Annotated in this window: 17 protein-coding genes and 4 tRNA genes; 20 read left to right on the top strand and 1 reads right to left on the bottom strand. The window is 35.3% G+C overall.

What is annotated here, in order from left to right:
* The first annotated feature begins 40 nt into the window (after positions 1-40).
* The 4 genes from EM308_RS07955 to EM308_RS07970 all read left to right on the top strand — a co-directional run bounded on the left by EM308_RS07955 (position 41) and on the right by EM308_RS07970 (position 3,647).
* Positions 41-1,402 (top strand): pyridoxal-phosphate dependent enzyme, encoded by a 1,362-nt coding sequence (locus EM308_RS07955; RefSeq protein ID WP_035639386.1) that lies wholly within the window; start codon positions 41-43, stop codon positions 1,400-1,402.
* Between the two features lie 67 nt (positions 1,403-1,469).
* A complete protein-coding gene (locus tag EM308_RS07960) occupies positions 1,470-1,952 on the top strand; it encodes a 3'-5' exonuclease (protein ID WP_081907340.1) in 483 nt (160 codons plus the stop codon).
* Positions 1,953-2,094: 142 nt separating this feature from the next.
* Positions 2,095-3,366, top strand: a complete 1,272-nt coding sequence (locus EM308_RS07965; protein WP_035639384.1) for a DUF2851 family protein — start codon at positions 2,095-2,097, stop codon at positions 3,364-3,366.
* 53 nt (positions 3,367-3,419) lie between these two features.
* Positions 3,420-3,647, top strand: a complete 228-nt coding sequence (locus tag EM308_RS07970) for a PspC family transcriptional regulator (protein ID WP_035639383.1) — start codon at positions 3,420-3,422, stop codon at positions 3,645-3,647.
* Between the two features lie 73 nt (positions 3,648-3,720).
* On the opposite strand, the gene EM308_RS07975 is transcribed toward EM308_RS07970, so the two are convergent.
* The gene (locus EM308_RS07975; protein WP_035639382.1) at positions 3,721-5,175 is read right to left on the bottom strand and encodes an amino acid permease; all 1,455 of its coding nucleotides are present in this window, start codon (positions 5,173-5,175) and stop codon (positions 3,721-3,723) included.
* Between the two features lie 247 nt (positions 5,176-5,422).
* On the opposite strand from EM308_RS07975, the gene EM308_RS07980 reads away from it, so the two are divergent.
* The 16 genes from EM308_RS07980 (at position 5,423) to rplL (ending at position 13,949) form a co-directional block, all read left to right on the top strand.
* Entirely contained in the window at positions 5,423-6,307 is an 885-nt protein-coding gene (locus EM308_RS07980; RefSeq protein WP_035639380.1) for a ComEA family DNA-binding protein, read from the top strand.
* A gap of 17 nt (positions 6,308-6,324) precedes the next feature.
* Positions 6,325-7,467, top strand: coding sequence for an acyl-CoA dehydrogenase family protein (locus tag EM308_RS07985; protein WP_035639378.1), 1,143 nt, complete (start codon positions 6,325-6,327; stop codon positions 7,465-7,467).
* Positions 7,468-7,669: 202 nt separating this feature from the next.
* Entirely contained in the window at positions 7,670-7,867 is a 198-nt protein-coding gene (gene rpsU, locus EM308_RS07990; RefSeq protein WP_035639407.1) for a 30S ribosomal protein S21, read from the top strand.
* A 75-nt stretch (positions 7,868-7,942) separates the two neighbouring features.
* A complete protein-coding gene (locus EM308_RS07995) occupies positions 7,943-8,842 on the top strand; it encodes a tyrosine-type recombinase/integrase (protein ID WP_035639376.1) in 900 nt (299 codons plus the stop codon).
* Positions 8,843-8,877: 35 nt separating this feature from the next.
* Positions 8,878-9,180 (top strand): ribosome hibernation-promoting factor, HPF/YfiA family, encoded by a 303-nt coding sequence (gene hpf, locus EM308_RS08000; RefSeq protein WP_035639374.1) that lies wholly within the window; start codon positions 8,878-8,880, stop codon positions 9,178-9,180.
* A 91-nt stretch (positions 9,181-9,271) separates the two neighbouring features.
* Positions 9,272-9,345, top strand: a tRNA-Thr gene (locus tag EM308_RS08005).
* Positions 9,346-9,372: 27 nt separating this feature from the next.
* A tRNA-Tyr gene (locus tag EM308_RS08010) sits at positions 9,373-9,453 on the top strand.
* Positions 9,454-9,540: 87 nt separating this feature from the next.
* Positions 9,541-9,612: transfer RNA gene (locus EM308_RS08015), tRNA-Thr, on the top strand.
* Between the two features lie 54 nt (positions 9,613-9,666).
* Positions 9,667-10,854 carry an elongation factor Tu gene (gene tuf / locus EM308_RS08020; RefSeq protein ID WP_035639372.1) on the top strand — a complete coding sequence of 396 codons (1,188 nt, stop codon included), beginning with the start codon at positions 9,667-9,669 and terminating at the stop codon, positions 10,852-10,854.
* Positions 10,855-10,908: 54 nt separating this feature from the next.
* Positions 10,909-10,979, top strand: a tRNA-Trp gene (locus EM308_RS08025).
* Between the two features lie 19 nt (positions 10,980-10,998).
* Positions 10,999-11,196, top strand: coding sequence for a preprotein translocase subunit SecE (gene secE, locus EM308_RS08030; protein ID WP_035639370.1), 198 nt, complete (start codon positions 10,999-11,001; stop codon positions 11,194-11,196).
* Between the two features lie 9 nt (positions 11,197-11,205).
* A complete protein-coding gene (gene nusG / locus EM308_RS08035; RefSeq protein ID WP_035639366.1) occupies positions 11,206-11,757 on the top strand; it encodes a transcription termination/antitermination protein NusG in 552 nt (183 codons plus the stop codon).
* Between the two features lie 65 nt (positions 11,758-11,822).
* Entirely contained in the window at positions 11,823-12,260 is a 438-nt protein-coding gene (gene rplK, locus EM308_RS08040; protein ID WP_035639405.1) for a 50S ribosomal protein L11, read from the top strand.
* A gap of 13 nt (positions 12,261-12,273) precedes the next feature.
* A complete protein-coding gene (rplA, locus tag EM308_RS08045; RefSeq protein ID WP_035639364.1) occupies positions 12,274-12,963 on the top strand; it encodes a 50S ribosomal protein L1 in 690 nt (229 codons plus the stop codon).
* 22 nt (positions 12,964-12,985) lie between these two features.
* Positions 12,986-13,486: a 50S ribosomal protein L10 gene (rplJ, locus tag EM308_RS08050; RefSeq protein WP_035639361.1), complete on the top strand. Its 501-nt coding sequence runs from the start codon at positions 12,986-12,988 to the stop codon at positions 13,484-13,486.
* Positions 13,487-13,577: 91 nt separating this feature from the next.
* On the top strand, positions 13,578-13,949 hold the full coding sequence (gene rplL, locus EM308_RS08055; protein WP_035639358.1) for a 50S ribosomal protein L7/L12: 372 nt from the start codon (positions 13,578-13,580) through the stop codon (positions 13,947-13,949).
* Positions 13,950-14,018: the final 69 nt, after the last annotated feature.

The following is a 14,018-nucleotide window of genomic DNA, read 5'->3' on the forward strand; positions in this document are numbered from 1 at the left end:
TAGAACAAGTATAGTTTTAACTAACTCAAAAGAAATCAAAATGGAATATTCAGAAAATATATTAGGAACGATTGGTAATACACCATTGGTAAAACTTAATAAAGTGACTGCCGAGGTAAAGGCTTTGGTTCTTGCAAAAGTAGAAACTTTCAATCCGGGTAATTCGGTAAAAGACCGGATGGCCGTGAAAATGATTGAAGATGCAGAAGCTGATGGGCGATTGAAACCTGGAGGAACTATAATAGAAGGAACTTCGGGGAATACAGGGATGGGACTGGCATTGGTAGCTATTGTAAAAGGCTATAAGCTGATTTGTGTAATGTCTGATAAGCAATCCAAAGAAAAAATGGATATTCTTCGTGCGGTGGGAGCCAAAGTAATAGTTTGTCCCACCGATGTTGAACCCACCGATCCGCGTTCTTATTATTCGGTGTCCAAAAAATTGGCGGAGGAAACTCCTAATTCCTGGTATGCAAATCAATACGACAATTTATCCAATACGGTGGCACATTATGAACAAACTGGCCCCGAAATTTGGAAACAGACAGAAGGTAAAATTACCCATTTTGTTGTTGGTGTTGGGACGGGTGGAACTATTTCTGGAGTTGGGAAATACTTAAAAGAGAAAAATCCAAATATAAAAATTTGGGGAATCGATACGTATGGTTCGGTTTTCAAAAAGTACCATGAAACGGGAATTTTTGATGAAAATGAAATTTACTCTTATATAACCGAAGGAATCGGGGAAGATATTTTGCCAAAGAATGTGGATTTTTCCATAATAGATGGGTTTACCAAAGTTACAGATAAAGATGCCGCAATCTATACCCGAAAAATTGCACTCGAGGAAGGGGTTTTTGTTGGGAATTCTGCAGGAGCTGCCATAAAAGGACTGCTGCAACTTAAGGAGCATTTTAAGCCCGATGACGTTGTGGTAGTATTATTTCATGACTCCGGAAGTCGTTATGTGGGCAAAATGTTCAACGACGACTGGATGCGAGAGAGAGGGTTTCTTGAGGAAGATTATACCAAAGCCGAAGATGTAATCAAAGATCATATGGACAAACAATTGATTGTGGTTCGTACAGAGGAATTGGTTTCGCACGCTATCGAAAGAATGCGTAAACATAATATTTCGCAACTGCCTGTGGTTGATATTTCTGGTTTTGTGGGTTCTGTTGATGAAACGGATTTGTTTCGAAGTTATATCGCTGATAAAAATGTAATTGACAAGCCCATCAAAGAAGTGATGGGAAAAGCTTTTCCGGTTGTAAAACTAAACACTTCAATCGAAAAAGTATCTCGATTATTTACCAAAGAAAATGATGCGGTATTGGTAGATCTTGAAAATGGACATCATCAAATTATTACGAAATCGGATATTATTAAGTCGATGAAGTAGTATCAATTACAGATTTAATTTTGAAAATCTGAAATCAACAATCATTAATCTTAAATCTGAAATTAAATTGACTTTTACCGCCATAGATTTTGAAACTGCAACTGGTTACCATCCGTGTTCCGTCGGAATTGTTACTGTCGAAAATGGGATTATTGTAGATGAGTTTGTGACTTTAATCAAACCGCATAATAATGAATATAATCCCTATACGATTAGGGTTCATGGAATTCATCCGAGTGATACAATAAATGCCAGGACTTTTCTGGAGGTATTCCCCGAAATTAAAAAAAGACTTCAAAATAGGGTTGTTGTCGCTCATAACGAAAGTTTTGATCGTAATGTTTTGTCCAAAACTATGGCTTTTTATGGTTTGAATTATGAAGATTTGAATATTGGTTTCCGTTGGGAATGTACCGTGAAAATCTATAAATCCATAGGATTGAAGCCCGCCACTTTAAGCGAATGTTGTAGGGTTATGCAAATTGAGTTGAATCATCACGAGGCATTATCTGATGCTCGTGCTTGTGCTCAATTGTATTTACTCAGATGAAGCTCTTTTTTAAAAAAAAGATTATTTTTACAATAATTGCTAAATATATTTCATTTTGTAAGTTAATTTGTCTTTTTTTTGCTACTTTAGATAAAAAGACAAATAATCTAAGTGCCAAAAAGCATTCAAAAAAAGTTGCAAAATGAAAGAAGATTTTCTCCATTACCTTTGGAAGTTCAAAAAGTTTGATACTTTAAATTTAAAAACTTGTAGCCAAGAGGAAATCATTATCAGTAATGTTGGTCAGTATCTGGAATTGGCAGGCCCCGATTTTTTTAATGCCCAAATTACTATTGGTAATCAAAAATGGGCAGGAAATGTTGAAATTCATGTTAAATCCTCTGATTGGTATGTGCATAATCATGAAAAAGATTCGGGTTATGAGAATGTGATTTTGCATGTGGTTTGGGAACATGATTCCGAAATTTTTAGGAGTAATAACACCGAAATCCCTGTTCTTGAACTTAAAAAATATGTCGACAAGGAGACTATAAATAATTATCAAAAATTGGTTTCTCCAAAATCATGGATTTATTGTGAAAAGCAATTGATTGAAATTTCCCAATTTGTATTGATAAATTGGCAGGAACGTTTGTTTTTTGAGCGTTTACAGCGAAAATCAGAATTAATTTTGGTTTTATTGCAATCGGCCAATAATGATTGGGAAGCGGTTTTGTTTTGTCTTTTGGCAAAGAATTTTGGTTTGAATACAAATGGTGAAATTTTTCTCAAAATTGCTCAGTCCATTCCTTTTTCGGTTATTCGAAAAGAATGTTTTGAAGTAGAAAATCTAGAGGCTTTGTTGTTTGGATTCGCAGGATTACTGGATACAGAAAAAGAGGATACTTATTTCAACGATTTAAAATTTAGGTATTTTTATCTGCTTCACAAATACCAAATCGAGAAAAGCTATTTTGAACCCATTCAGTTTTTTAAACATCGTCCAGATAATTTTCCCACGATTCGACTTTCTCAATTAGCCAACTTATATCACAAACAGCAAAATCTTTTTTCTAAAATAATAGATTTACATTCGCTCGAAGCAATATATGAGGTTTTACGTGTTTCGGTAGCTCCCTATTGGGAAACGCATTATCAGTTTGATAAACAAAGTCCGTGGAAAAAGAAAACTTTGACACAATCTTTTATGGATTTGATTGTTTTGAATGCGGTTATTCCGCTTCAATTTGCCTATACCAAGAGTCAAGGCAAAGAAATCTCCGAAGATTTAATTGCTGTTTTAAATGATGTTGAACCCGAAAAGAATTCTATAATTGATAAGTTTGGTTCGTTTGGAATAAAGGCAAAAAATGCTTTCGAAACGCAATCACTTTTGCAATTAAAAAAAGAATATTGCGATAGGAATAAATGTTTGGATTGTGCTATAGGAATGGAGTTGCTGAAAAATAATTAGAGAATTTGAAAATTAGGTAAATGGATAATTTGTAAGTTTGTAAAAAATAAAAAATGCGAGCAATTTTAAAACTAAAGTTCTTTTTCGAGAAATACGGGTTTCACGTATCATCCCGCTTGGCTGATAAATTAGGAATGCGTGTGACAAATGTTCGTTTATTTTTTATTTATATTTCGTTTGTTACCGTAGGTTTAGGATTTGGAGTCTATCTTACTTTGGCTTTTTGGATAAGACTAAAAGATTTAATTCGTGCGAAAAGAACTTCAGTATTTGATTTGTAGAAATAGCGATAATTAAAAAAGGGATTTTAAAGTTTGACCACTTTAAAATCCCTTTTTTATTTGTTTCGAAAAATTAATTTTCCGGAGTATCAGATAATTTACTGTTTTTCTTTCCGTAGAGGAAGTAGATTACGATTCCTAATGCCATCCAAACTACCAGACGAATCCAACTTTCATTAGGTAAAGAGTACATTAAAGCCAAACAAACTACAATACCAGCAATTGGAACAAATGGAACCAATGGTGTTCTGAACGATCTTTCGGCATCTGGCATTTTTTTACGCATTACCATTACACCAATACAAACCAAAACGAAAGCTAATAATGTTCCAATACTTACCATATGTCCTAAGTCACTTACTGGAACAAAACCAGCAAAAATACTTACGAAGAATAAGAAGAAAAGATTGGTTTTCCAAGGTGTACGGTATTTAGCATGGATTGAACTAAAGAATGGAGGCAATAAACCATCTTTACTCATTGTATAAAACACACGACTTTGTCCCATTAGCATCACTAACATTACCGAAGTATAACCTGCTAAAATAGCTACAATTAGACCTGTTTGTAAAAAGTCATATCCTGTTTTCGCAAATGCTGTTGCTGCAGGTTTCGCATCTCCTGCAAATACGGTGTAGTTAACAAGTCCTGTCATAACGTGTGCAAATAATACATATAGTATGGTACATATTATAAGTGAACCCAAAATACCTATTGGCATTCCTTTTTGAGGATTTTTGGCTTCTTGCGCTGCTGTTGATACGGCATCAAAACCAATGAATGCAAAAAACACAGTTCCCGCACCAGCAGCTATACCAGACCATCCAAATTCGCCAAAAACACCTGTGTTTTTAGGGATATATGGAGTGTAATTTGCTTGGTCAATAAAGCCCCATCCTAAAGTGATAAACATAATCACAACGGCAACTTTTACTATAACAAGGATGTTGTTCAGAGAGGCTGATTCTTTTGTTCCTCGGATTAATAGTAAGGATAATAAAGAGACAATAAATATTGCGGGTAAATTTATAATTCCGCCTTCTACTATCGTACCATCGCTCAGTTTAAGTGTTTCCCAAGGCGAGCAAATCAAGTTATGAGGTAGATGAATGCCATATTTATTCAGTAATTCGAGCAAATAACGTGACCAGCTTACTCCAACAGTTGCTGCTCCCAAAGCATATTCTAGAACTAAATCCCATCCAATAATCCATGCCATAAATTCTCCCATTGTAGCATATGAGTAGGTGTATGCACTACCTGCGACAGGAATCATCGAAGCAAATTCTGCATAACATAGTCCTGCAAAAGCACATCCTACTGCTGCCAAAATAAATGAAAGAGTAACTGCAGGCCCTGCATGTTCTGCTGCAGCAATTCCTGTTAAAGAGAATAATCCAGCTCCAATGATGGCTCCTACTCCTAACGCTACGAGTGATCCTGATGATAAGGTTCTTTTTAATCCTTTTTCAGAATCACTAGCTTCTGCCAGAAGTAGACCTAATGGTTTTCTTTTCCAAATAGACATGTTTTATCGTTTAAATGTTATTAAGTGCCAAATGTATAGTTTTTTATAAAAAATAAAAACAATATTTTCATTTTGATAACAATTTTACTGCGATTTCTGTTTTTTTATTAGGTCAAAAAACAGTACTGATTTTCCGAAAACGATTAAGAAATTTCTGCTTGCTATTTTTCTTATAAAAAAATTGATTTATTTCGGATATTTCATATTTTTAGATTTTCATTGGTTATTTAGTACAAATGAATCCACTATGAATATGAAAACTATTAAAGATTATTTTAAATTTTCCCGTGAACAACGAGCAGGAATTCTTGTTTTGTTTGGTATTATAGTAGTCCTGCAATTAGCTTACTTTTTTATAGATTTTAATGGAATTGAAAAGGAATATCCCGATAAACAAAAATGGCTTTCGTTGCAATCAGAAGTTGATGATGCTAAAAGAGCCAATTTTAATGATAAACCTAAAATATTTCCTTTCAATCCTAATTTTATTTCAGATTACAAAGGGTATAAATTAGGAATGTCTGTTCGGGAAATTGACAGACTTCTTGCATTTAGAAAAGAGAATAAATTTGTTAATTCTGCCAAGGAATTTCAAGAGGTAACAAAGGTTTCTGATTCATTGCTGAATGTGATTTCGCCTTTTTTCAAATTCCCCGATTGGGTAAGTCGAAAGAAGGAGTTTTCAGGTTATAAAAATACGCAGTTTCCAACTTTTGCTAAAAAAGAAAAAATTATTCTAATCGATATTAATCAGGCTACAAAGGAAGATTTGATAAAAATAAGTGGAATCGGAGAGGTGATTTCGCTTCGAATTTTAACTCAAAAAGAAAAACTTGGGGCATTTGTTTCGATGGAACAGCTTAAAGAAGTTTGGGGTTTGTCGCCGGAAGTGATTCATAATTTAAATGAGCATTTTTCTGTTATGAAGCTTCCGCCTTTGAATAAAATTGATATTAATAATGCCTCATTAAAGGAACTATCTCAATTTTTTTATTTCAAAAATGATTTGGCTCGACAAATTGTAAAATATAGAAGCATGAATGGGGATTTTAAAAATATTGAGGATTTAGTAAAAATTAATGGCTTTCCTGCTGAAAAGGCAAATTTTATTGCTTTATATTTGAGCTTTTAACACGAAGGATATTTATGATGAATTTTGATTATAGTGAAACTCAATCTTTGATAGCGCAATCTATTAAGGATTTTGCCGAAAAAAATATTAGACCTTATATAATGGAATGGGATGAAGTTCAGATTTTCCCTGTTCCGCTTTTCAAAAAACTGGGTGAAATGGGTTTTATGGGTGCGCTTGTTCCTGTCGAATTGGGAGGCTCTGGACTGAGTTACCATGAATATATTACCGTTGTGGAAGAAATTTCCAAAGTCGATCCTTCTATTGGGCTGTCTGTTGCGGCTCACAATTCGTTGTGTGTGAATCATATTTTGACTTTCGGAAATGATGAACAAAAGAAAAAATGGATTCCAAAACTAGCCAGCGGAGAACATATAGGGGCGTGGGGATTGACCGAGCATAATACTGGATCTGATGCGGGAGGGATGAATACTACTGCTGTTCGTGATGGAGATTTTTGGGTAATCAATGGAGCTAAAAATTTTATTACCCATGGTATTTCGGGTGATATTGCTGTGGTGATTGTTCGCACCGGTGAAAAGGGAGATTCTAAAGGAATGACTGCATTTGTTTTTGAAAAAGGAATGGCAGGATTTACTTCTGGTAAAAAAGAAAATAAATTAGGAATGCGAGCGAGTGAAACGGCCGAATTAATTTTTGACAATTGCAGGATTCCAGATGCTAACCGGTTGGGTGAAGTAGGGCAGGGATTCGTGCAGGCAATGAAAATTTTGGACGGAGGTCGTATATCTATTGGTGCTTTGGCTTTGGGGATTGCAAAAGGGGCTTATGAGGCGGCTTTAAAATATTCAAAAGAACGATATCAGTTTGGGCAACCGATATCTGAATTTCAGGCAATTTCTTTCAAGTTGGTTGATATGGCTACCGATATAGAAGCTTCAGAATTGTTATTGCACAAAGCGGCTTTTTTGAAAGAACAGAATAGACCGGTAACAAGATTGGGGGCGATGGCAAAAATGTATTCCTCCGAAATGTGTGTAAAAGTAGCCAATGATGCTGTTCAAATTCACGGAGGTTATGGTTATACCAAAGATTATCCGGTTGAGAAATTCTATCGGGATTCGAAATTATGTACCATTGGTGAAGGTACAACCGAAATTCAGAAATTGGTAATTTCAAGGGATTTGCTTAAGGACTAGAAAAAGAGTCTAGAAAATAGAGTAAAGAAAATAGAGGGGAGGCTTTGAAAAACGTGCAGCTGAGTATTTATTAGTTTTGGGTGTATTTTCTTTATTCTTTTCTCTCTCCTCTTTCTTTTAGAAAAAATAATTTGCAATTTATAATTCGAAATCCAAAATAATGTTTAATTTTGCAGCCTTAACGAAAGGGGGTGATAAAATTATGCTAATTATACCAATTAAAGACGGAGAAAATATCGATAGAGCATTAAAGCGCTATAAAAGAAAATTTGATAAAACTGGAACTGTAAGACAGTTGAGAGCACGTACTGCTTTCATAAAACCTTCAGTTGTAAACAGAATGAAATTTCAAAAAGCGGCTTATATCCAAGGTTTGAGAGATAGTATTGAGAATATCTAATATTCTTCATTACATTTTAAAATAAATTACCGTTAGTGGTTAAAGTTTTTTAACTTTGATGCTAACGGTTTTTTTATGGCTAAAAATAACAAAGATGCATTTAGAGATTATTTGCAATTAGAAAAAAAATATTCCCCACACACCATAACTGCTTATTTGAATGATATTGGTTACTTTGAGTCATTTAATAAGGAGGGTTTTGGTCAGGAAACAGTCGATCAGGTGAATTATAGTCAAATCCGAACCTGGATTGTCTCGCTTGTTGAAGACGGAATTTCGAATACTACTATAAATAGAAAGATTGCTTCTTTAAAATCTTTTTATAAATTTCTTTTAAAAACAAAACAAATTCAAGTTAATCCGTTGTTGAAACACAAAGTTTTGAAAACGGAAAAAAAACTTCAGATTCCTTTTTCTGAAAAAGAATTGGCTGAAGCATTGTCTCAAACGCCGACTTCAGATGATTTTCAGGAAATAAGGGATAGGCTTATTGTGGAGTTGTTTTATACTTCGGGAATGCGTAGAACTGAGCTTATACATTTAAAGTGTTTTAATGTTAATTTTTCGAGCAATACTCTTAAGGTGTTGGGCAAGAGGAATAAAGAGCGAGTTTTGCCAATTTTGCCGATTGTGGCAGAGCAGTTGTCCTTGTATATAGAGGAGCGTTCTTTGTTGGAAACTATTGAGGATGAGGATTATTTATTTCTAACAAAAAAAGGGTTAAAATTAAGCGATTCTTTTGTGTATCGTTTAATAAATTCATACTTTAGTACTGTCTCCGAAAAGGTAAAAAAAAGTCCTCATATATTAAGGCATACGTTTGCGACTCACCTATTAAATAACGGAGCTGATTTGAATTCAGTAAAAGAGTTGTTAGGGCATTCTAGTTTGGCTTCCACGCAAATTTATACGCATAGTAGTTTGTCAGAACTCAAAAAGGTATATCAGGAGGCGCATCCTAGAAATAAAAAATAATTCTGGAAATGTGTAACCATTAAAAAAGATTGATTATGAAGGTAAATGTTCATGCAGTTAACTTTACTGTTGACAGAAAGCTGGTAGATTTCGTTCAAGAGAGAATGGATAAATTGGAGAAATATTATGATAGGGTTGTCTCTTCTGATGTTTTTATGAAGGTGGAGAAGACAAGTGAAAAGGAAAATAAAATAGTGGAGATAAAGATTAATGTTCCAGGGGACGATTTTTTGGTTAAAAAACAATGTAAATCCTTTGAAGAAGCTGTTGAGCAATCAGCGGAATCGCTGGAGCGATTGCTTGTAAAACGTAAGGAAAAGTTAAGAGCTCATATTTAATTTAATTTTTTTTCAAAAAATGTTTTGATTAAAGGATAAAATCTATACATTTGCAGTCCGTTAGAAATAGCGGACTTTTTTTATTGAAAATGCCGATGTAGCTCAGCTGGCTAGAGCAGCTGATTTGTAATCAGCAGGTCGTGGGTTCGAGTCCCTCTATCGGCTCTTTTTTTGAAATATTGTTTAAGGTCAGGGAAGATACTCAAGCGGCCAACGAGGACGGACTGTAAATCCGTTGTGAAAACTTCGCAGGTTCGAATCCTGCTCTTCCCACAAAAAAGTTTGAAGGTTTAAAGTTTCAAGTTTTAAGTTATTCCGGAAAAAACTTGAAACTTTAAACTTGAAACAAAAAACTTTACCGCCGACTTAGCTCAGGGGTAGAGTGCTTCCTTGGTAAGGAAGAGGTCACGGGTTCAAATCCCGTAGTTGGCTCAAGTATGTAGGAAATTGAAATAAATATATAAACTAGATTAAAAATTAAGTAAAATGGCAAAAGAAACCTTTAACCGTTCGAAACCACACTTAAATATCGGTACGATCGGACACGTAGATCACGGTAAAACTACTTTAACAGCAGCAATCACAAAAGTGTTATCTGATGCTGGTTACTGTCAAGCAAAATCATTTGATCAAATTGATAATGCTCCTGAAGAAAAAGAAAGAGGTATTACTATTAATACTTCACACGTAGAGTATGAAACTGCTAACCGTCACTACGCACACGTTGACTGTCCAGGTCACGCGGATTACGTAAAAAACATGGTTACTGGTGCTGCTCAAATGGATGGTGCTATCTTAGTAGTTGCTGCTACAGATGGTCCAATGCCACAAACTCGTGAGCACATCCTTTTAGGACGTCAAGTAGGTATTCCACGTATCGTTGTTTTCATGAACAAAGTGGATATGGTTGATGATGCTGAGTTATTAGAGTTAGTTGAAATGGAAATTAGAGACTTATTGTCTTTCTATGAGTATGATGGTGACAACTGTCCAGTTATCCAAGGTTCTGCTTTGGGTGGATTGAACAATGACGCTGCTTGGGTTCCTAAAATCATTGAATTGATGGAAGCTGTTGACAACTGGATCGAAGAGCCAGTACGTGACGTTGCAAAACCATTCTTGATGCCAGTTGAGGACGTATTTACAATTACAGGTCGTGGAACTGTTGCTACAGGTCGTATCGAAACTGGAGTTGCTAATACTGGAGATCCAGTTGAAATCATTGGTATGGGAGCTGAGAAATTGACTTCTACAATTACAGGAGTTGAGATGTTCCGTAAAATCCTTGACAGAGGTGAAGCTGGAGATAACGTAGGTTTATTGTTGAGAGGTATTGATAAAGCTGATATCAAAAGAGGTATGGTTATCATTAAGCCAGGATCTGTAAAACCACACGCTACTTTCAAAGCTGAGGTGTATATCTTGAAAAAAGAAGAAGGTGGACGTCATACTCCATTCCACAATAACTACCGTCCACAGTTCTATGTACGTACAACTGATGTAACAGGAGTTATTACTTTACCAGAAGGTGTAGAGATGGTAATGCCAGGTGACAACTTGACTATCAATGTTTCTTTGTTAAGCCCAATCGCGATGAGCGTAGGTTTACGTTTCGCTATCCGTGAGGGTGGTAGAACAGTAGGAGCTGGTCAGGTAACTGAAATTGTAGCTTAATACTATTATAATACTAAGCCAGTGTCGTGTTTATGATGACACTGGTTTTTATTGACGGGCGTAGTTCAAGGGTAGAATAGCGGTCTCCAAAACCGTTGATGGGGGTTCGAATCCCTCCGCCCGTGCAAAAATAAACTTATCACTATGACAAAAGTTGTTAATTATATATCAGAATCATTTGAAGAATTAAAATCAAATGTAACTTGGCCAGCTTGGGCTGAAGTGCAACGTCTTACGATTGTTGTAGCTGTTTTTTCAGTGGTATTCGCTTTAGCAACATGGGGAGTAGATGAACTATTTGCAAAAACATTAGCAGTGTTTTTTAATTGGATAAAAGCATAATTTTTTCTAATGGCAGATAATAATATAAAAAAGTGGTATGTCGTTCGTGCAGTAAGCGGACAAGAAAATAAAGTGAAAGCTTATATCGAAACAGAAATTGCTCGTTTAGGAATGAGTGATTATGTTTCGCAGGTTCTTGTGCCTACAGAAAAAGTAGTTACTGTAAAAGAAGGTAAGAAGTTATCTAAGGATAAAGTTTACTTTCCGGGATATGTTATGTTGGAGGCCAATTTAGTTGGTGAGATTCCTCATATCATTAAGTCTATTACAAGTGTTATTGGTTTTTTAGGGGAGACTAAAGGTGGTGAGCCTGTTCCTTTAAGAATGTCTGAAGTAAATAGAATGTTAGGTAAAGTTGATGAGTTGGCTGTTAATACAGATACTCGTGCTATTCCTTTCAACGTTGGTGAGACTATAAAAGTGATTGATGGTCCTTTTAATGGTTTTAACGGAACTGTTGAAAAAATAAATGAAGAGAAGCGTAAACTTGAAGTAATGGTGAAAATTTTCGGTAGAAAAACACCACTGGAGTTGAGTTTTATGCAAGTTGAAAAAGTATAATTTTTGTTACACTATAATATCCACCGCAATCGCTTCCAATGATTGCTGTGTTAAATTTTTTAAAAATGGCTAAAGAAATTAGTAAGGTAGTTAAACTACAAGTTAAGGGAGGTGCTGCGAATCCGTCGCCACCGGTTGGACCTGCTTTAGGAGCTGCTGGGGTAAACATCATGGAGTTCTGTAAGCAATTTAATGCTAGAACTCAGGATAAACCTGGCAAAATATGCCCAGTACAAATTACTGTGTATAAAGACAAATCATTTGATTTTGTTGTAAAGACTCCTCCAGCGGCAGTACAGTTATTGGAAGCTGCGAAGCTAAAGTCAGGATCTGGTGAACCAAATCGTAAAAAAGTAGCTAGCGTTACTTGGGATGTTATCAAGGCAATTGCTGAAGATAAAATGGTAGATTTAAATGCATTCACAATCGAATCTGCTATGAGCATGATTGCTGGAACAGCTAGATCTATGGGTATAACTGTATCAGGAGATTCTCCTTTTTAATTAAGAGAAAGACATGGCAAAATTGACAAAAAAGCAAAAAGTGGCTGCTTCAAAAATTGAGAAGAACAAATTATACTCTTTGAAAGATGCTGCTGCATTGATTAAAGAGGTTGCTTCTGCAAAATTTGATGAGTCAGTTGATATCGCGGTTCGTTTGGGTGTTGATCCAAGAAAAGCGAATCAAATGGTGAGAGGTGTAGTAACATTACCTCATGGAACAGGAAAAGATGTAAAAGTATTGGCATTGGTTACTCCAGATAAAGAAGCGGAAGCTAGAGAAGCTGGTGCAGATCATGTTGGTCTTGATGATTACCTTCAAAAAATTAAAGACGGTTGGACAGATGTTGATGTAATTATCACTATGCCTGCTGTTATGGGTAAATTAGGTCCATTAGGTCGTATTTTAGGACCTAGAGGTTTAATGCCAAACCCTAAAACAGGTACTGTAACTATGGATGTTGCTAAAGCTGTTGCAGAGGTAAAAGCTGGTAAAATTGACTTTAAAGTTGATAAAACAGGTATCGTACACGCAGGAATTGGTAAAGTTTCTTTTGGAGCTGAACAAATTGTTGACAACGCACACGAAATTATTCAAACATTAATCAAACTTAAACCAACTGCTGCTAAAGGTACCTACATTAAAGGTATTCACCTTACAAGCACAATGAGTCCTGCAATTGCATTGGACCCAAAAGCAGTATAATTGGTAGTTAATAATTTTTAGTATGACTAGAGAAGAAAAATCAATCGCGATTGAAGATTTAACTGCACAGTTAGCTGGTACAAACATTATTTATGTATCTGATATTTCTGGGTTAGACGCAGAAACAACTTCAAACTTGAGAAGAGCTTGTTTTAAAGCAGGTGTTAAATTAGAAGTGGTTAAAAACACTTTGCTTGCAAAAGCAATGGAAGCTTCTGATAATGATTATGGAGATTTACCTTCTGTATTGACAGGGAATAGCGCTATTTTCATTGCAGATGTTGCAAATGCTCCTGGAAAAATCATTAAAGATTTTAGAAAAAAATCAGCAAAACCTTTATTGAAAGGTGCTTTTATTAATTCTGAGATTTATATCGGTGATGACCAATTAGATGCATTGGCTACAATTAAATCTAGAGAAGAGCTTATCGGTGAAATCATTGGATTATTGCAATCACCAGCTCAAAGAGTTATTTCTGCTTTACAAAATCAATTCGCAAATAGCGAAGAGACTGAAGCATAATAACCAAAACGAGGAGATTCTCCTTGTTGCTTGAATTAGCGCACAATAAATAAATTATATTTTTACAAATCATTTTAAAAAAATAGAAAAAATGGCAGATTTGAAACAATTCGCAGAGCAATTAGTTAACTTAACTGTAAAAGAAGTTAACGAATTAGCAACAATATTAAAAGATGAGTACGGTATCGAACCAGCTGCTGCAGCTGTAGTAGTTGCTGCTGGTGGTGGTGAAGGTGCTGCTGAAGAGGCTCAAACAGAATTTACAGTTGTATTGAAAGATGCAGGAGCTTCTAAATTAGCTGTAGTGAAATTAGTGAAAGAACTTACAGGTTTAGGTCTTAAAGAAGCTAAAGATGTAGTTGATAGCGCTCCAAGTAACGTTAAAGAAGGTGTAACTAAAGAAGAGGCTGAAGGTCTTAAAAAATCTTTAGAAGAAGCTGGAGCTGTTGTTGAGTTAAAATAACAAAACGCCAGTTTAAAAGTAGGTTTAGACCTTGGACAGAAGTGTCCAAGGGTCTAAACCATTTTTCGT

The sequence above is a fragment of the Flavobacterium gilvum genome (assembly GCF_001761465.1).
Classification (GTDB): domain Bacteria; phylum Bacteroidota; class Bacteroidia; order Flavobacteriales; family Flavobacteriaceae; genus Flavobacterium; species Flavobacterium gilvum.